We start from the raw sequence: 17,380 nt of genomic DNA, 5'->3' as shown, positions 1-17,380 counted from the left end.
TACGTACGTACTCAGGAGGCACGCCGTGCTGCTCAAGAACAAGAACGCCGTCATCTACGGAGGGGGCGGCGCGATCGGCGGGGCGGTCGCCCGCGCCTTCGCGCGCGAAGGCGCGCGGGTCCATCTCGCCGGACGCACCCGCGAGAGCCTGGAAGATGTCGCCGATGCCATCCGCGCCGCGGGTGGCACGGCCGAGATCGATCAGGTCGACGCCCTCGACGAGGCGGCGGTCGACCGGCACGGCGACGCCGTGGCCGAGCGGGCCGGGAGCCTCGACATCTCGTTCAATCTCATCTCGTGGGCCGAAGTCCAGGGGACGCCGCTCGCCGAGATGACGCTTGCGGACTTCGAGCGGCCGGTCCACAACGCGGTGCGCACGATGTTCCTGACCTCCAGGGCCGCGGCGCGGCACATGATGCGGCAGAAGTCCGGCGTGATCCTCGCCTTCGGCGGCTACGGCGACCCGCCGCGCAACCACTACCTGGGCGGATTCCAGGTGGCGTTCGGCGCCGTGGAGTCCCTGCGCCGGAATCTGGCCTGCGAGCTGGGCCCGCACGGAATCCGCGTCCTCACGCTCCAGACCGGCGGCGTGCCCGAGACGATCCCCCTGGGATTCGAGTGGGGCAAGGCCATCACCGAGGAGATCGCGCGGAACACCATGCTGGGCCGGGCCGCCTCACTCGCCGACGTCGGCAATGTGGCGGTCTTCGCCGCCTCGGACCTGGCTCGTTCGATGACCGCGACAACTCTCAACATCACCGGCGGCTCGGTCGTCGACTGAACCGCTGATCCGCCCGCCGAACCTTCCGCACACATCGCCCAGAAAACCGTACACACCCAGGCTGAACTGCAAGAACACCCGTCCCACGGGCCGCTGTCGGTGGGCGGGTGCAGACTGGCCCGTATCCGCGACAACGGCGTCCTGGAGGTAAAAGATCATGACCGATGTTCTTCTGACTGTAGGCACTCGAAAAGGGCTCTTCATCGGCCGCAGGCGCGGCGGCACATGGGAGTTCGACGGCCCGCATTTCAATGCGCAGGCCGTGTACTCGATCGGGATCGACACACGCGGGCCCGTGCCCCGCCTGCTGGTCGGCGGCGACAGTGCGCACTGGGGCCCTTCGGTGTTCCACTCCGACGACCTCGGCAAGACCTGGATCGAGCCGGAGCAACCGGCCGTGAAGTTTCCGAAGGACACCGGAGCGTCGCTGGAGCGCGTCTGGCAGCTGCATCCGGCCGGTCCCGCCGCGCCGGACGTGGTGTATGCGGGGACGGAACCTGCCGCGCTGTTCCGCTCGGACGACCGCGGCGAGACCTTCGAGCTCGTACGGCCCCTGTGGGAGCATCCGACCCGCTCGAAGTGGGAGCCGGGCGGCGGCGGGGAGGCGGTGCACACCGTGGTGACCGACCGCCGGGACCCTCAGGCCGTGACGGTCGCGGTGTCGGCGGCCGGGGTGTTCCGCTCCAAGGACGGCGGCGCGAGCTGGGCGCCCTCCAACCAGGGGGTGTCGGCGGTCTTCCTGCCCGACCCCAACCCGGAGTTCGGGCAGTGCGTCCACAAGATCGCGCAGGACGCGGGCGATCTGGACCGGTTGTATCTGCAGAACCACTGGGGTGTGTACCGCAGCGACGACGCGGGCGCCAAGTGGACCGACATCGGCGCGGGACTGCCGTCCGACTTCGGCTTCGCGGTCGCCGCGCATCCGCACCGCCCCGACACGGCTTATGTCTTCCCGATCACGGCGGACGCGGACCGGGTGCCTGCCGGACGTCGGTGTCGCGTTTACCGTACGAGCGACGCCGGCGGTAGCTGGGAGGCGATGTCGGCCGGGCTGCCCGAGGGCGATCACTTCGGCACCGTGCTGCGCGACGCGCTGCGCACGGACGACGCGGATCCGGCCGGTGTGTACTTCGGCAATCGCAACGGCGAGGTGTATGCGAGCGCGGACGACGGAGACAGCTGGCAGCTGCTCGCCTCCCATCTGCCGGATGTGCTCTGCGTACGAGCAGCGGCCATGGGTTGAGAGGTGCTGCCGCCGCACCAGTAGAGTAACGCCCCGTGGCAGCACGACCCTTGAAAGAAATCATCGAGCCGGGGTGGGCGGACGCCCTCGCTCCAGTGGCCGAACGCATCACAGCGATGGGCGACTTCCTGCGGGCGGAGATCGCCGCGGGACGCACCTATCTGCCGGCCGGATCGAATGTGCTGCGCGCCTTTCAGCAGCCCTTCGAGGATGTGCGCGTCCTGATCGTCGGTCAGGATCCCTACCCCACACCCGGGCACGCCGTGGGGCTGAGCTTCTCGGTGGCGCCCGAGGTGCGGCCGGTGCCCGGCAGCCTGGACAACATCTTCCGCGAGATGCACGCCGACCTGGGGCACCCCCGGCCGGCCAACGGCGACCTCACGCCATGGACCCGGCAGGGCGTGCTCCTGCTCAACAGGGCGCTGACCACCGCGCCCCGCAAGCCCGCCGCGCACCGCGGCAAGGGCTGGGAGGAGGTGACCGAGCAAGCCATCCGGGCCCTCGCCGCGCGCGGCAAGCCCCTGGTGTCCGTGCTGTGGGGCCGTGATGCCCGCAATCTGCGACCACTCCTCGGCGACCTCCCGGCGATCGAGTCATCGCACCCCTCCCCCATGTCCGCGGACCGCGGCTTCTTCGGCTCCCGCCCGTTCAGCCGAGCCAATGAACTCCTTGAACGCCAGGGGGCGCAGCCGGTCGACTGGCGGCTTCCGTGACCGTGAGCTGGGTCCTCGCAGTGGACTCCGGAGGCTCCGGCCTGCGTACGGCGCTCGCCGACTCCTCCGACCCGGCACGTACCGACAGTGTCGAGTCGAGCGAACCGGTGCGCACCGGCGACGGGGGCATCGACGCGGAGCATCTGCTGGACCAGATGCTGCCGATGGCGCGCACACTGCTGGACCGGGCCGGTGGCGGCACGGTGTCCGCGGTCGCGATCGGCGCCGCCGGAATGGCGACGCTCGGCGGCCGGCTGCGCGCCGAACTGCCCGCCGCACTGGCCGAGTCACTGGGTGTACGCCGTCTCGCTCTCGCTGCGGACGCGGTCACCGCATACGCAGGGGCGCTCGGCCAGCGTCCCGGGGCCGTGGTCGCGGCCGGCACCGGCATGATCGCGATGGGCACGGATCTGTCCGCCTGGCACCGGGCCGACGGCTGGGGCCATCTGCTGGGCGACTGCGGCGGGGGCGCCTGGATCGGCCGGGCCGGTCTGGAGGCCGCGCTGCGCGCCCACGACGGGCGGCGCGGAGGTTCTGCCGCGCTGCTGGCCAGGATGGAGTCGGTGTTCGGTCCGGCGCAGGAGCTGCCGGGAATGCTGTATCCGCGCCCGGACCGGCCCGCGGTGCTTGCCTCCTTCGCGCCCGAGGTCGGGCGGTGCGCGGCGGAGGGCGACGCGGTGTCCGTGGCCATCCTCGCCGGTGCCGCCCGGCATATCGCGGAAGCGGCCGCGGCCGTGTGCCCGTCGGCCGCCAGTGCACCCGGTGGTTGTGAAGTCGCCCTGACGGGCGGGCTGTTCAAGATGGGTGACCCGCTGCTCGTTCCACTGAGGAGCGAGCTGGCCGGACAACTGCCGCACGCCCGGCCGGTGTCCGCGGCCGGCGATCCGCTCACCGGCGCGCTGCTTCTCGCGGCCGCTCTCGCCACCGATTCGCTGCGGCTGCCACGCCATCCGACGCTGCTGCACGTACCGACAGAGCAGGGCAGTTGAGGCGTACGACATTCACCGGATAAATACGGACAGATGACGCTTGAGTGCCCCCTCCCCGAACAGCCGCACCTCCAAAACCAGTAGCATGCGGCGCCATGAGCTCCCCCACTGGGCCCGCATCCGGCCTGCCTGTACGAATGCCGCGACCCCGCCAGTCCGGGCGGCACCGCCGCCCGGAACCCGTGGCGGCTCCTGAGGGCGCGCCCGCGCTTGTGCTCGCCGTTCCCGGCGCTCCCGCGCACGCCACGCGCAGCCTGGCCGAAGAGGTCATAAGCATCGCCCGTTCCGAGCTGCCCGGCCTCGACGTGGCCATCGGGTATCTCGACGGCGACGACGCCGAGTACCCCACGCTCGCGAGCGTCCTCGCGCACACCGCCGCCCGGCGCACCGAGCGGTACGAGATCGCGAAGGCCGCCGGCCGTGAGGTGGCCGCTCCCGAGGGTCCCGCCGCCGTCGTGGTGCCGCTCCTCGCGGGCCCGGACAACGCCCTGATGCGGCGCATCCGCCAGGCCGTCATGGACAGCCGCGCGAGCGCCGAGCTGACCGACGTCCTCGGCCCGCACCCGCTGCTCGCCGAAGCCCTGCACGTGCGGCTCTCGGAGGCCGGCCTGGCGCGCGCCGACCGCGCCCGGCTGTTCACCGTGGCCACTGCGGCCGACGGCATCATCCTGGCCACGGTGGGCGGCGAGGAGGCGGTCCAGGCCGCCGGGATCACCGGCATGCTGCTGGCCGCACGCCTCGCGGTGCCGGTCATGGCCGCGGCGCTGGACCAGGAAGGCTCGGTGGCCGCGATCGCCGAGCAGCTGCGCGGCTCCGGCTCGGCGCAGCTCGCCCTGGCCCCGTATCTCGTCGGCCCGGAGCTCCCAGAGGGCCTGCTGGACTCCGCCGTCAAGGAGGCGGGCTGTGCCGCCGCCGAGGCGCTCGGCGCCTATCCGGCGATCGGCAAGCTGGTGCTGTCGCAGTACACGACCGCGCTGGGCATCTCTCCGCGGCCGCAGGGCTCACCCTCGTACTGAGCAGATACGCAGAAGGGCCCGCACCACTCGAACGGTGCGGGCCCTCGCGCTACGGCCGGGTGATCAGGCGAAGATCACGCAGGAGGCCGCGGGGGCGTCAAGGGAGCCCGCCCTGCGCGGCACGCCGGTCTCCGGGTCGATGTCGAACCAGGTGACGTCCCCGGAGCGCTCGTTGGCCGCGTACAGCCTGCGTCCTGCCGGGTCCAGGGCGAGGTCGCGCGGCCAGTGCCCGCCGCACGGCACCGTGGTGACGAGCTCCGCCTTCTCACGCGTCTCGTCGAGCGCGAGTACGGCGATGCTGTCGTGGCCTCGGTTGGCGGTCCACAGATGCCTGCCGTCGTGCGAGACGACCACCTCGGACGGGTAGACGGGTCCTTCGACGCCGTCCGGCAGCACCGGCGTCTCGCCGACCGGTTCGAGCACGCCCGCGTCCGCGTCCCAGCGGCAGACGGTGAGGGTCGGCTCGAGCTCGTTCAGCACGTAGGCATGACTGCCCGCGGGGTGGAAGGCGAGATGGCGTGGCCCGGTTCCGGGGCGCAGCGCGGTCTCGCCGTGCAGGGTCAGCTCGCCCGCGTCGGTGTCCAGTACGCAGATCCGTATGGAGTCGGTGCCCAGGTCGACGCCGAGTACCCAGCGCCCGGTCGGATCGGGCAGCACCTGGTGCGCGTGCGGACCGCGCTGCCGTTGCGGGTCCGGTCCCGCGCCCTCGTGCTGCAGTACGCCACTGGCGGCGCCCGGCTCTCCGCCGGCCCCGACGGGGAGCACGGTGACGCTGCCCGAGCCGTAGTTGGCGGTCACCAGATGGCCTGCTGCGAGCGCGAGATGGGTGGGGCCTTCGCCGCACACCGGGATCCGCACCCCGATCGGCTTCGGCGAGGGCCCGTTGACGTCGAAGGCCGCCACCGCGCCCTCGGCGGTCTCCGAGACGGCGTAGAGGACCGGGCCGCCGGATCCGATCGCGATGGCGAGATACGACGGGTCGGCGACCGCGTCGCTCGCGCCCGTCTCGGCGAGCGCACCGGTCTCCCCGTCCACGGCGGCGGCGATGATCCCGCGGCCTCCGGCCGAGGTGAACGATCCGATGAATGCACGCCCGGCGCCTTCGTCACCCACAGCGTTTCCCCTCTCCGCCGACTGATCGCTTGTTGCCGGGCCGACGGTAGCAGGCGGTCTAGACCAAGTCCGGCTCCTCCTCGCCCTGCTCACCGAGGGCGCGCGCCTGCGCCTCCGGGTGGTGGACGTAGGCGGGCCGCCACTGGGTGGGGTCGTACGTACGGTGGAAGACGGGCGTCGCGGAGCCCGAGATCGGCGGCACGATCCACGACCAGTCCGCGCCGACGCGGCGGCCCCGGCTCGCCTCCCGGTCCAGGTGGGTGAGGAAGCGGCGCGATTCGGTGTGGTGGTCGGTGACGGTGACGCCCGCGCGGTCGAAGGAGTGCAGCACGGCGCGGTTCAGCTCTACCAGCGCGCGGTCCTTCCACAGCGAGCGGTCGTTCGTCGTGTCGAGGCCCAGCCGCTCGGCGATGCGCGGCAGCAGGTCGTAGCGGTCGGTGTCGGCGAGGTTGCGGGCGCCTATCTCGGTGCCCATGTACCAGCCGTTGAAGGGGGCTGCGGGGTAGCAGATACCGCCGATCTCCAGGCACATGTTCGCGACGGCGGGTACGGCGTGCCAGCGCAGGCCCAGCTCCTCGCACCAGCGCTCCTCCGGATGGTGCAGCTCCACTTCGAGCACGGCCTCGGGCGGCAGGTCGAACCAGCGCGGCTTGCCGTCACCGTCCTCGATGAGGAGGGGCAGCAGGTCGAAGGGCGTGCCGGGGCCGCCCGGCCAGCCGAGCCGTAAGGCGACGTCGGTGACGGCGGCGTTGCGAGGGTCGCCCACGGTGTGCCCGTGGGCGGAGCTGTAGCCCGCGTACCGTACGAGCTGCTCGTTCCAGATCCGCGGGCCGGGGCGGCCGGGCGCGTCCGGGGCGAAGACGGTGATCATCGGGCGGATGCGGCCGCCGTTGGTGGCCTGGCGCAGGTGTTCCGCCGACTCGCGTGCCACGGAGTCGGCGTCATCGATGTGCCTTCGGTCGCGTACGCGCAGGGAGCGCCAGTAGAGGCGGCCGATGCAGCGGTTGCTGTTGCGCCAGGCGACGCGTGCGCCGTAGGCGAGTTCTGCGCGGGTATGGCGGTATGTGCCGGTCTCGCCTATCTCCGCGAGGACGGCAGCGATCCGGGCCGCGGGATCGGCCGCCGCTCGCTCCTCCCGGTGGTGGAGGCGGATGAAGTCCTCGGCCTCCTGGCGGTCCACCTGTGCGCCGGTCAGGCACAAGGGTCTGAACAGAGACTTCCGCATGGTGCGCACCCCCGGGCTCCTGGAGGGACGTACGTGGATGCCGCTGTGGCTACCCCTTGAACAGACTGATCTACCCTGTGTGTGCCGGGGGAATTTGCCTCGTTCAAGGGCTTTGCGGCTATTCCCCAGGTCAGCCAGGCACGAGCGGCGCCCCGCGCCGAGACACGAAGGGGCGCGTCCAGCTCCGCGAGCGCCCGCTGGAGTGCCTGGAGATACCTGAAAGGGCCGCCTCGGCACCGGGGTGTTGCTGAGGCGCCGGTACGGAGCCTCAGCGGGCGTCTCCGCGTCCCCGCCGCCCGCGCCTTCGCTTCCCCGCCTCCCGCGTCCCCGCCGCCCGCGCCTTCGCGTCCCCGCCTCCCGCGTCCCCGCCGCCCGCGCCTTCGCGTCCCGCGCCTCCGCGTCAGGACCCGACCAGCGGAGAGCTCGGGGAGCTGTGCAGCGGCTTGGCCAATTCGGTGAGCACCTTCTCCAACCCGTGGAGGTGGTGAAGCGCGGCCTCGGCGCTTGGGTGGTGGTACGCGTCGGGCGTCTCGGCCTTGGGCACTGCCACGGCGGCCGGCTGGGCGCCGGGCGACACCAGGGCCTGGACGGCGGCCTCCACGCGCCAGCAGGCCGCAGCCAGCCGGGCGTCGTGCGACGCCTGCGGGTCGGCCGCGACGGAGGCCAGCCCCCGAACCTCACGGGCGCAGTCGTCCAGCAGGGCCAGGACCTGGCGGGCGCGGGCCTTGCGGGCACGCAGCGGGTTCAGCGGGTGGACCAGCGGGGCCAGGGAGAGTCGTGCTCGGCCGAGCACCACCTCAAGCTCGGCGGCCGGCGGCGCCGGGTCGGCCTGCTCGTCCCCGGCCAGCCGGCGCGCGGTGGTCGTGGTGCAGTCGTGCACGCTCTGCACGGCGCGCTCGATCCAGGCGTTGGTCGCTGCGTGCGTCGTGACGGGCAACACGAATGTCACAGCCAGCGCCGCACCGATCGCGCCGACGCCTGTCTCCGCGAGACGCAGCACCAGCAGGCCGGGTTCCAGCACCCCGAGCAGCCCGTACAGCAGGGCGACCATCAATGTCACCGCCAGCATCATCCAGCTGTACGAGACCGGGGCGGCGTAGAAGATCGCGAAGACGCACACGGCCACCAGCGCGGCCGTGGGGGCTACCGCCCCGTGCAGCGGCAGGGCGAGGAGGAGTCCGGCGGCGATGCCGACGACCGTACCGAGGATCCGCCGGAAGCCACGGATCAGAGTTTCACCCCGCGAGGAGGTATTCACGAAGATCCACCACGCGGCGCCCACGGCCCAGTACCAGCGTCCCTCGGACAGGACCTGGCCCACCACGAGCGCGAACGCACCCGCGACGACGACTTGGATCGCCTGGCGGGTGGTGATCCGCGCGATGCCCGAGCCACCCGGCGGGACCGGCGCGGCGGGCGGCGGCAGTCGCCGCTCGTAACACCAGAGGCCGAAGCGGACGCCCGAGGAGGCGAGCAGAGCGAGCACGACGGCCGAGTACAGGCCGGGCAGCTGCTCGGGCACCGTGTGCAGGAACTGCGCCACGAAGAAGGTCATGAAGGCAAAGACGCCCAGGGCGTGGCCCCGCGGGCCCCAGCGCCTGGCGTACACCCCGAGGCCGGCGACGGCGAGGAACGCCACGTCGCGCAGCAGCGCAACGTCGTGCAGCCCGGCCGCGAGGGCGAGCACCGGGAAGCCGACGGCAGGCAGCAGGGCAGTGGTGGCGGCCTGGGCGCGGACCGTCGCGTCGGTGACCGTGAAGAGGGCGAGGAGCGCGGCCAGACCGCCGGCGATGACCGCGGTGAGGTTGTGACCGGTGAGGCCGCACAGGGCTACCGCCAGACCGACGCCGAGGACGGACCGAGTGGCGCTGCGCAGCCGCAGCCGCTCCGGATCCGGCACCACGAACATCCTCCGCATCACTGCTTTCCGCCCCGCCTTCGCCCTGACATGGAAAAGGCGCCGCGGAGTCCGCAGCGCCATCGACCTCTACATCAGAACATCCGCAACCCCATTGGCTCAAGCGAGGCCGGAATCACTGGACCATTGACCCAGTCAGACCTGCTGATCACGGCCGCAATGCGAGCCAACGGACTACTGAGTCGAGGTCTGGCCCACCATCGACCCTGGCTACTCGAACCGCGCGGTGTCGCCTGCCCCTCGGCGGACGATCTCGAGTTCGCCGCCGGAGAAGTCGATGACCGTGGTCGGCTCGGTGCCGCAGTCGCCGGAGTCGACCACGGCGTCCACCACGTGGTCGAGCCGTTCCTTGATCTCCCAGCCCTGTGTCATCGGCTCGTCCTCGTCGGGCAGGAGCAGGGTGCTGGAGAGCAGCGGCTCACCGAGTTCGGCGAGCAGAGCCTGAGCTACGGCATGGTCAGGGATCCGGACTCCGACCGTCTTCTTCTTCGGGTGCAGCAGCTGGCGCGGCACCTCCTTCGTAGCGGGGAGGATGAAGGTGTAACTGCCGGGCGTCGCTGCCTTGATCGCGCGGAACACGTCGTTGTCGACATGCACGAACTGACCCAGCTGCGCGAAGTTCTGGCAGACGAGGGTGAAGTGGTGACGATCGTCGAGGTTCCGGATCGACCGGATCCGGCCGATGCCGTCACGACTGCCCAGCTGGCATCCCAGTGCGAAACAGGAGTCCGTCGGGTACACGACGAGCGCGCCGGATCGGATGCTGTCAGCCACACTGCTGATGGTGCGCCGCTGAGGATTGTCGGGGTGCACGTCGAAGTACTTGGCCATCCGCCGAGTCTAGAGCGTGTTGCGGATGGCTGTGATCTGGGCGTTTTCCTCGTATGCGTGGTGTGTTGAGGGCCGAGCCGTTGATGTACGGGCGGGTGAGGTGGTCGGCCGGCGAGGCGCGGTCACAAGCGGACGACGACGACGGCGATGTCGTCGCGGGCGCCGCCGCTGACGCCGAGGTGGGCCAGCAGGGCGTCGGCGAGCCGCTCCGGGCCGAGGCGGCTGAAGCGGGCCAGGGCGTCGGTCAGCCGCTCAAGGCCCGCGTCGATGTCCTCGCCGCGGCGTTCGATGAGTCCGTCGGTGTAGAGGACGAGAATGTCGTCGGGGGTGTAGGGCAGGGCGGCCTGGGGGCGGGAGACGTGCTCGGGCCGGGCGCCCAGCGGCGGGTCGGTCGCCCCGTCGAGCAGCTCCCAGGTGCCGTCGGGGTGCACCAGGACGGGCGGCGGGTGGCCGGCACTGCTGTAGGTGATCTGTCGACCGCTGGTGTCGATTGTCGCTTCGACCGCGGTGGTGGCCAGCGCCCCTTCCACCGAACGGGCGTACAGGCCCAGCACCTCCAGGGCATGAGCGGGGCCCGGGACGGCCCGCGTGGCCGCACTCAACGCGCTGCGGAGCATGCCCATGACGGTCGCGGCTTCCAGGCCGTGGCCGACGACATCGCCGACCGCCACGGCGAAGCCGTTGCCGGGCAGGTCGACGACGTCGTACCAGTCGCCGCACACGTTCAGCGAGCCCATCGCGGGCAGGTAGCGCACTGCGACGTCCCTGTGCCGGGCCAGGTCCGGGGAGTGGAGCATGGCCTCCTGGAGGGTGAGGGCCACCTGGCGTTCGCGAACGTGGGCCTGGCGCAGTTCGTCGTTCAGCCGCTGCAGTTCCCGGGCCCGGGCGTACAGCTCGGCCTCCATCGCATCGGCCCGCTCGCTCAGCGCCCCGCCCGCCGTATGGCGGGAGCGGCGGGAGAGGACGAAGGCGGTCACGTCCTCCACCCGGTGGATGATCCACGCGACCGACCCGTCCGGACCCAGGACGGGGGTGTTGATCGGGGACCACCACCGCTCCTCGAACGCCCCGGCGCGGTGCACGATGGGGATGTCGTACTTCTGCAGCGCCATGGTGTCCGGCTCCCGGGAGGTCAGAGCCCGGTGCAGCGATTCGCTCAGGTTCCGCACGCCGTCGGCATCCGGGTCCGCGGGATTGTCCGGAAAGGCATCGAAGATGTACTGCCCGATCAGATCTTCGCTGGTCCGGCCGGTCGCCTGAAGGTATGCGTCATTGACGTCAACGATCACCAGGTCCGGGCCCAGCACCAGGTACGGGCTGGGCGTGGCGGCGAACAGCGCCCTGTAGTCGATCTCCGGTGTCGTCACCCGCTGCCTGCCCGTCCATGTTCCGGCTCACGGACCTCCCTGTGCCGTCAATCTACGAGACGTCCGGCATCCGCGCCCCTCACGAGCCGCCTCACGGAGGCCGCGGTTTACGCCTCCGGGTCGGTGGACGGACCCGACCGGTGGGCGGGATGTGCGGGCTGAGGTCGCCTCGGCACACGAGCAGGGCGGTTCGGGCTGCCTCTGCCGACGAGCTGGGCATCGTCGAGGCGTAGAGGTCAGGAGCGCGGTGGGCGGGGTTGATCGGCGCGCGCCGCGTTCTTCTCCCTGATGCGCACGGCTTCTTGCCGGACCTCGGCCTGAGTGGCGCGTTCCTGCTGCAGCCACTCGGGGCAGTCCCTCTTCAGCGCGTCGATCTGTTCCGTGGTGAGAGCCTCCGTGACTCCGCCACGCGCGAGACCAGCGATGGAGATACCCAGCTTCGCCGCGACAACCGGCCGGGGATGCGGGCCGTTGCGTCGCAGTTCCAGCAGCCACTCGGGCGGATCGGCCTGGAGCTCGTTCAACTCGGTGCGCGAGACGACACCCTCCTGGAAGTCGGCGGGGGTGGCCTCGAGGTACACACCCAGCTTCTTTGCCGCGGTTGCGGGCTTCATCGTCTGGGTGGTCTGGTGCGACGTCATGACGTCAAGGGTATCGAACGCGTGCGCTAGGTCCGACCATGACCGGTAACCTGGCGGAGTGACAGGCTCGGAAGCATCCCCCTCGTTCCGGCTCGCGTATGTCCCGGGAGTGACGCCCACGAAGTGGGTTCGGATCTGGAACGAGCGCCTGCCCGAAGTCCCACTGACCCTCATCGGGGTGTCTGCCGCCGAAGCATTCGACGTGCTGCGGGGCGGCGGCGCAGACGCGGGCTTTGTACGGCTGCCGATCGACCGGACGGACCTCAGCGCGATCCCCCTCTACGCCGAGACGACGGTGGTCGTGGTCCCGAGGGACCACGTCGTGGCGGCGGTGGACGAGGTGCGCGCAGAGGATCTGGCCGACGACATCGTGCTGCATCCCCTCGACGACACTCTCGACTGGGAGCGCCTGCCGGGACTGCCCGCGAACGAGCGCCCCGCCACGACGGCGGACGCCGTCGAACTGGTGGCGGCAGGCGTGGGACTGCTCGTCGTCCCGCAGTCGCTCGCCCGCCTGCACCACCGCAAGGACCTCACGTACCGGCCGGTGGCGAACGCCCCCGAGTCGCGCATCGCGCTGTCGTGGCCGCAGGACGAAACCACCGAACTGGTGGAGCAGTTCATCGGGATCGTCCGCGGGCGGACCGTCAACAGCTCACGGGGCCGCCCTCCGACCCCGGCGCAGCCGAAGCGCAAGCGTCCCGACACGGGCGGCGCACAGCGGAAGCCCGCGGTCGGCAAGTCGACCGGCAAGTCGACCGGCAAGAGCCCACGGAGTGGTTCCGGCGGCCCCAAAGGCGGCAAGCGCGGCAAGCCTCGCCGCCGGCCGTAGCCCCGGCTTCGCGCATCCGTGCAGGTCTCTTCAGACGTGGACGAGGCGGCGGTACTGAGCCCGGCGGAGATCCCCTCTCGACAATCCACCGTCGTGGGATGCCTTTGAAGCCCTTGCTGTGCGGGGGAAAACCCCACCGCGAATGCTCGTGCAGGCATGATCGATCCGGCGTACGACGACTGTGATCGTGGAAGCATGGAGATCACGCAGCAGCCACATAGGCGTTCCGCCAGTTCGTTAGTTTCGAAGACCTTGGGCAGGCCCGGCCAGAGGTGGGTCTGGCGGGGGATCACATTGCTGCCGGTGTCAACGGCCCGGTTCATGCGCACGGTATCGATGGGGCGCTTCGCCCACGCGCCGGCGGCGCTTCTGGGGATGGGGCTGGGGCTCGTCGCCTGGTTCGTCGTCCTGATCAGCACACAGGCGGCCGTAAACGGCGCTCTCTACCCGCTCTTGGATGCGCACGATTACCAGAACTCCTGGGGCGGCCCTACCCTGGCGGGTGCCTGGGCGGTACACGCGGCACTGGCCGTGCCGATTGTCCTGGCTGCCGTATGGCTGCTGCGTGGCCTGGTCGTACTCGGCTCCTGCGATCAGGAATCATCCACCGTAGCGAGGTCCCACTGGTGGAGCAGGCCGCTCGCCATCCTGTTGGCCGCAGCAGGAGCGGTGCTGTTCGTGGGATGGATCAATCAGCTGTGAACCGGACGGCGTTGGGTCCCGGCTCAGGTGTCGCGCCGAAACGCACGGCCCCGCTGCGGTGCGTCCACCGGGCCCCAGGTCGCGCCGACTGCTGCCGACGGGCCACGTCCCTGTCCGGTTTCGGTCAGCGCTCGTGAGCCTGGACTGGTTGCAGGCGCCAACCTCACCGGACAGTGGCTCAACCCGATCGCCGCAAGCCGGCCATTGGTACAGTCATGCACCGGAGTACCGGACCAGGCGGAGGCCAACGGACCATGGCGGTGGACGCGCTCGACACCCGCATCCTGCGGCTGCTGATCGAGCAGCCGCGCACCAGCGTGCGCGAGTACGCCCGGATCCTGGGCATCGCCCGCGGCACCCTGCAGGCACGAATCGACCGGCTTGAGCGTGACGGCGTGATCACGGGCACGGGGCCGTACCTCTCCCCCGCGGCACTCGGGCACCCGGTCCTCGCCTTCGTCCATATCGAGGTCACCCAGGGGCATCTGGACGAGGTCGGCGACGCGCTCGCGGCCCTGCCGGAGATCATCGAGGCGTTCTCGATCACCGGCGGCGGGGATCTGCTGACCCGGGTCGCCGCGCGCGACAACGGACATCTCGAAGACGTCATCCAGCGGCTGATCCAGCTGCCGGGCGTGGTGCGCACGCGCACCGAGATGGCGCTCCGCGAACGGGTGCCGCACCGGTTGCTGCCGCTGGTCGAGTCGGTGGGCCGGACGGCAGGCACCTCACGCTGAGAAGCACCTTGGCATGCTGGACCGCATGAGCACATCGCGCACCGCTTCGGTCATCTTCGATCTCGACGGCACCCTCGTGGACAGCGAGCCGAACTACTACGAGGCCGGGCGCAGGCTCCTGGCCCAGCACGGCGTACCGGACTTCACCTGGGAGCACCACACGCGCTTCATCGGCATCGGGACGCGGGAGACGCTGGAGATTCTGCGCGGGGAGTACGGGATCGAGGCGCCGGTCGAGGAGTTGCTGGCCGGGAAGAACCGGCACTATCTGGAGCTGGCGCGCGCCTCGACGGTGGTCTTCCCCGAGATGCGGAAGTTCGTGGAACTGCTGCATACGGAGGGAGTGCCGATGGCGGTGGCATCCGGCTCGTCCCGCGCCGCCATCGACGCGGTACTGGCGGGCACCGGTCTTGACGCGTTCATCCCGACGGTCGTCTCCGCCGAGGAGGTCGCGCGGGGCAAGCCGGAGCCCGACATCTTCCTGGAGGCCGCGCGCCGCCTGGGGGCCCGTCCCGACGATTGCGTGGTGCTGGAGGACGCGCCTCCGGGCGCGGCGGCTGCACACGCGGCCGGCATGCGCTGTATCGCCATTCCCTACGTGCCCGCGACGGCCGACGACCCGGCGTTCCGGGCGGCGGGGCTGCTCTTCGCGGGCGGGCAGGGCGAGTTCACGGCGCGAGCCGCGTACGACTGGCTCGTTGCGGCATCAGAGTGACCGTGCAAGAACTGGAGCAAGCCGTACCGGTCACGCCGGCATCCAGTTCCCCATGACCAGCGCGCCCAACGGCCGGCGCCCGCACCCGCGGACCTCGGTGGAGGCTTCAGGCGCGTTTGGTGGAGTCGAGGTGGGCGAACACCACCACGTTGTCCGTGTAGTCCTTCGCCTTCTTGTCGTACTCGCCTCCACAGGTGATCAGACGCAGCTGGGGGGAGGGGGTGTCGGCGTAGACCCGTTCATCGGGGAAGTGCGCCTTGCTGAAGGTTTCGACGGAGTCGACCTTGAACGTGGCGATGGTGCCGTCCTCACGGGTGATGTCGACCTTGCTCCCGGGCTTGAGCAGGCTGAGCTGCAGGAATACGGCGGGTCCGGTCTTGGTGTCGACGTGGCCCGCGACGACTGAGGTGCCGCGCTCGCCCGGTGTGACACCACCCTGGAACCAGCCGACCAGATTGGTGTCGTCCGGGGGTGGTGGGTTCAGCTGTCCGGATGGGCCGATGGCCAACGCCGTGAAGGGCGCGTCGACGGCGATCTCCGCGATCACGAGTCGCTTCGGGACGGAACGGGGCAGCACAAGCTCGACGGCGGGGGCGACAGCCCCAGGTGCGGCGGGAGCGGAGGCCACAGCGCGGGCCGGCGGCTTGAGTTCCGCCGAGGGTGCGAAGAAGTTGTAGACAAGAAGGAAACCCAGCACAACCGCGACAGCAGGCCACAGCAGGGCGCGGCCGAGGGAGCGGGAGGCGAGGGCGGTACCGGGAGGCTGCTGGGCGGTCATGCGAGCGTGCCTTTCGCGTACGGGACGTCAGTGGGGCGCGGGGAGGCGACGGAACAGGCTGCGGTGCGACAAGGGCAATCGCCGCGGCCACCGCCCGGGGAGGGACGGCGGCCGCGACGGCAAGCGAACTGCTACTTGTTCGGTCCCATCAGGCCACCGAAGTGCCCGACGAGTTGCGGCGACGCAGCTGGTACGCCCCTGCGCCGAGACCACCGAGCATCAGCGCCGCGCCGGCAGCCAGGCTCCCGCCGGACATGGCCAGGCCGCCGCCACCGGTGTGAACGCCACCGTTCGGCTTGTCGTGGTCGTCCTTGTCGTGGTCGTCCTTCTTGTACTCGTGGTCGTCCTTGTCGCCCTTGTCGTGGTCGTCCTTCTTGTACTCGTGGTCGTCCTTCTTGTACTCGTGGTCGTCCTTCTTGGAGTCGTGGTCGTCCTTCTTGGACTCGTGGTCGTCCTTCTTGGACTCGTGGTCGTCCTTCTTGGAGTCGTCGTCCTTCTCGGACTTGTCGCCCTTCTCGGACTTGTCTCCGTAGCCGCCCTCGTCCTCCTCGGCCGCGATCATGGCCAGGGCGCCGCCACCGGTGTCAACGCCACCCTTCGGCTTGTCGTGGTCGTCCTTGTCGCCCTTGTCGTGGTCGTGCTTCTTGTACTCGTGGTCGTCCTTGTCGCCCTTGTCGTGGTCGTCCTTCTTGGACTCGTGGTCGTCCTTCTTGGAGTCGTCGTCCTTCTCGGACTTCTCGTCCTTCTTGGAGTCGTCGCCGTTCTCGGACTTGTCACCCTTCTCGGACTTGTCTCCGTAGCCGCCCTCGTCCTCCTCGGCCGCGATCATGGCCAGGGCGCCGCCACCGGTGTCAACGCCACCGTTCGGCTTGTCGTGGTCGTCCTTGTCGTGGTCGTCCTTGTCGCCCTTGTCGTGGTCGTGCTTCTTGTAGTCGTGGTCGTCCTTGTCGCCCTTGTCGTGGTCGTCCTTCTTGTACTCGTGGTCGTCCTTCTTGGACTCGTGGTCGTCCTTCTTGGACTCGTGGTCGTCCTTCTTGGACTCGTCGTCGTCCTTCTTGGACTCGTCGTCGTCCTTCTTGGACTCTTCCTTCTTGGAGTCGTCGTCCTTCTCGGACTTCTCGTCCTTCTTGGAGTCGTCGCCGTTCTCGGACTTGTCGCCCTTCTCGGACTCGTAGCCGTATTCGCTGGAGGAGGAGCCACTCTCGTGGTCCTCGCCGAGGGTCAGCGCGTATGCGGCGGGAGTGGTGATCGCCAGGACCGCGGAGACGGCCGCTGACGCGAACAGGGTGCGGGCAGAGCGCATGAGGCACATTCCTTTCGCCGCGACTACGACGGCCGACACTTCATCGGCTCATGGAATCGCAGGGGCGACGTGATTCACCGTTAGCCGGATTTCGCCTGCGCACCACCGGAGAGCGCCGCATTCGAGCTACACCATGGGGCCCTTCGTGTGACAACCAGCCAATAGTCACCCGTTGGACGGCACGCCGCGCCGAAGGGAGGTTTGAGCCCCGACCCGTCAGCCGAGGAGGCTCAGCCGGACCTGACGGTCCGGGTTGTCGTGGTTCGTGTCCGCCGACCTCCGTGAAGGCAACACTGAACGTCATCGCATGGGTGGTAAGGCACCCGGGGCCACCAGCGCGGCCCGCCCGCCGGGGACCGGGCACCGGCCGGCGACTCCCGTGCCCTGAGACCAGTCGGCCCCGAGCGGACCTTCACGCCCTGCCCATGTCGCGCGTCCCTGGACGAGCCCGCAGGGCTCGCCGTCGACATCGCCCG

General features: G+C 70.3%; 17 protein-coding genes. 9 read left to right on the top strand and 8 right to left on the bottom strand.

The window, feature by feature from the left end:
- Window positions 1–25 precede the first annotated feature (25 nt).
- The 5 genes from ACFYWY_RS10530 to ACFYWY_RS10510 all read left to right on the top strand — a co-directional run bounded on the left by ACFYWY_RS10530 (window position 26) and on the right by ACFYWY_RS10510 (window position 4,742).
- Complete coding sequence (locus ACFYWY_RS10530) at window positions 26–781, top strand: SDR family NAD(P)-dependent oxidoreductase (protein WP_389182826.1); 756 nt, start codon at window positions 26–28, stop codon at window positions 779–781.
- A 157-nt stretch (window positions 782–938) separates the two neighbouring features.
- Window positions 939–2,024, top strand: coding sequence for a WD40/YVTN/BNR-like repeat-containing protein (locus tag ACFYWY_RS10525; protein WP_389182823.1), 1,086 nt, complete (start codon window positions 939–941; stop codon window positions 2,022–2,024).
- A 35-nt stretch (window positions 2,025–2,059) separates the two neighbouring features.
- Complete coding sequence (locus tag ACFYWY_RS10520) at window positions 2,060–2,737, top strand: uracil-DNA glycosylase (RefSeq protein ID WP_389182821.1); 678 nt, start codon at window positions 2,060–2,062, stop codon at window positions 2,735–2,737.
- Entirely contained in the window at window positions 2,734–3,726 is a 993-nt protein-coding gene (locus ACFYWY_RS10515; protein ID WP_389182818.1) for an N-acetylglucosamine kinase, read from the top strand. Before ACFYWY_RS10520 ends, ACFYWY_RS10515 begins: the two co-directional genes overlap by 4 nt.
- A gap of 95 nt (window positions 3,727–3,821) precedes the next feature.
- The gene (locus ACFYWY_RS10510; protein WP_389182815.1) at window positions 3,822–4,742 is read left to right on the top strand and encodes a sirohydrochlorin chelatase; all 921 of its coding nucleotides are present in this window, start codon (window positions 3,822–3,824) and stop codon (window positions 4,740–4,742) included.
- Between the two features lie 63 nt (window positions 4,743–4,805).
- Here ACFYWY_RS10510 and ACFYWY_RS10505 read toward each other — a convergent pair whose 3' ends face one another.
- From ACFYWY_RS10505 to ACFYWY_RS10480, 6 genes are all read right to left on the bottom strand, one after another.
- A complete protein-coding gene (locus tag ACFYWY_RS10505; protein WP_389182812.1) occupies window positions 4,806–5,855 on the bottom strand; it encodes a lactonase family protein in 1,050 nt (349 codons plus the stop codon).
- Between the two features lie 58 nt (window positions 5,856–5,913).
- A complete protein-coding gene (locus ACFYWY_RS10500; RefSeq protein WP_389182809.1) occupies window positions 5,914–7,080 on the bottom strand; it encodes a nitric oxide synthase oxygenase in 1,167 nt (388 codons plus the stop codon).
- Between the two features lie 400 nt (window positions 7,081–7,480).
- Entirely contained in the window at window positions 7,481–9,001 is a 1,521-nt protein-coding gene (locus ACFYWY_RS10495; protein ID WP_389182806.1) for an FUSC family protein, read from the bottom strand.
- Window positions 9,002–9,208: 207 nt separating this feature from the next.
- Window positions 9,209–9,829: an L-threonylcarbamoyladenylate synthase gene (locus tag ACFYWY_RS10490; protein ID WP_389182803.1), complete on the bottom strand. Its 621-nt coding sequence runs from the start codon at window positions 9,827–9,829 to the stop codon at window positions 9,209–9,211.
- A gap of 122 nt (window positions 9,830–9,951) precedes the next feature.
- Window positions 9,952–11,196 (bottom strand): PP2C family protein-serine/threonine phosphatase, encoded by a 1,245-nt coding sequence (locus tag ACFYWY_RS10485; protein ID WP_389182800.1) that lies wholly within the window; start codon window positions 11,194–11,196, stop codon window positions 9,952–9,954.
- 236 nt (window positions 11,197–11,432) lie between these two features.
- Window positions 11,433–11,837 carry a DUF5997 family protein gene (locus tag ACFYWY_RS10480; protein ID WP_389182797.1) on the bottom strand — a complete coding sequence of 135 codons (405 nt, stop codon included), beginning with the start codon at window positions 11,835–11,837 and terminating at the stop codon, window positions 11,433–11,435.
- 58 nt (window positions 11,838–11,895) lie between these two features.
- On the opposite strand from ACFYWY_RS10480, the gene ACFYWY_RS10475 reads away from it, so the two are divergent.
- The 4 genes from ACFYWY_RS10475 to ACFYWY_RS10460 all read left to right on the top strand — a co-directional run bounded on the left by ACFYWY_RS10475 (window position 11,896) and on the right by ACFYWY_RS10460 (window position 14,823).
- Window positions 11,896–12,669, top strand: coding sequence for a LysR substrate-binding domain-containing protein (locus ACFYWY_RS10475; protein WP_389182795.1), 774 nt, complete (start codon window positions 11,896–11,898; stop codon window positions 12,667–12,669).
- Between the two features lie 195 nt (window positions 12,670–12,864).
- Complete coding sequence (locus ACFYWY_RS10470) at window positions 12,865–13,371, top strand: hypothetical protein (RefSeq protein WP_389182792.1); 507 nt, start codon at window positions 12,865–12,867, stop codon at window positions 13,369–13,371.
- Between the two features lie 254 nt (window positions 13,372–13,625).
- Window positions 13,626–14,108, top strand: coding sequence for an Lrp/AsnC family transcriptional regulator (locus ACFYWY_RS10465; RefSeq protein ID WP_389182789.1), 483 nt, complete (start codon window positions 13,626–13,628; stop codon window positions 14,106–14,108).
- 25 nt (window positions 14,109–14,133) lie between these two features.
- A complete protein-coding gene (locus ACFYWY_RS10460; protein ID WP_389182786.1) occupies window positions 14,134–14,823 on the top strand; it encodes an HAD family hydrolase in 690 nt (229 codons plus the stop codon).
- 106 nt (window positions 14,824–14,929) lie between these two features.
- On the opposite strand, the gene ACFYWY_RS10455 is transcribed toward ACFYWY_RS10460, so the two are convergent.
- Window positions 14,930–15,601 (bottom strand): class F sortase, encoded by a 672-nt coding sequence (locus tag ACFYWY_RS10455; protein ID WP_389182783.1) that lies wholly within the window; start codon window positions 15,599–15,601, stop codon window positions 14,930–14,932.
- 148 nt (window positions 15,602–15,749) lie between these two features.
- Window positions 15,750–16,904: a hypothetical protein gene (locus tag ACFYWY_RS10450; RefSeq protein WP_389182781.1), complete on the bottom strand. Its 1,155-nt coding sequence runs from the start codon at window positions 16,902–16,904 to the stop codon at window positions 15,750–15,752.
- Window positions 16,905–17,380: the final 476 nt, after the last annotated feature.

It is taken from the genome of Streptomyces sp. NPDC002870 (genome assembly GCF_042888505.1).
Classification (GTDB): domain Bacteria; phylum Actinomycetota; class Actinomycetes; order Streptomycetales; family Streptomycetaceae; genus Streptomyces.
The sequence above is the reverse complement of the archived record's forward strand: the minus strand, read 5'-3'. Positions and strand labels throughout refer to the sequence as shown.

Coding starts and splice junctions, on each gene's coding strand:
- ACFYWY_RS10500 (WP_389182809.1), bottom strand. CDS start 7,080: ATGCGGAAGTCTCTGTTCAGACCCTTGTGCCTGACCGGCGCACAGGTG.
- ACFYWY_RS10525 (WP_389182823.1), top strand. CDS start 939: ATGACCGATGTTCTTCTGACTGTAGGCACTCGAAAAGGGCTCTTCATC.
- ACFYWY_RS10470 (WP_389182792.1), top strand. CDS start 12,865: ATGGAGATCACGCAGCAGCCACATAGGCGTTCCGCCAGTTCGTTAGTT.
- ACFYWY_RS10490 (WP_389182803.1), bottom strand. CDS start 9,829: ATGGCCAAGTACTTCGACGTGCACCCCGACAATCCTCAGCGGCGCACC.
- ACFYWY_RS10480 (WP_389182797.1), bottom strand. CDS start 11,837: ATGACGTCGCACCAGACCACCCAGACGATGAAGCCCGCAACCGCGGCA.
- ACFYWY_RS10465 (WP_389182789.1), top strand. CDS start 13,626: ATGGCGGTGGACGCGCTCGACACCCGCATCCTGCGGCTGCTGATCGAG.
- ACFYWY_RS10450 (WP_389182781.1), bottom strand. CDS start 16,904: ATGCGCTCTGCCCGCACCCTGTTCGCGTCAGCGGCCGTCTCCGCGGTC.
- ACFYWY_RS10460 (WP_389182786.1), top strand. CDS start 14,134: ATGAGCACATCGCGCACCGCTTCGGTCATCTTCGATCTCGACGGCACC.
- ACFYWY_RS10510 (WP_389182815.1), top strand. CDS start 3,822: ATGAGCTCCCCCACTGGGCCCGCATCCGGCCTGCCTGTACGAATGCCG.
- ACFYWY_RS10455 (WP_389182783.1), bottom strand. CDS start 15,601: ATGACCGCCCAGCAGCCTCCCGGTACCGCCCTCGCCTCCCGCTCCCTC.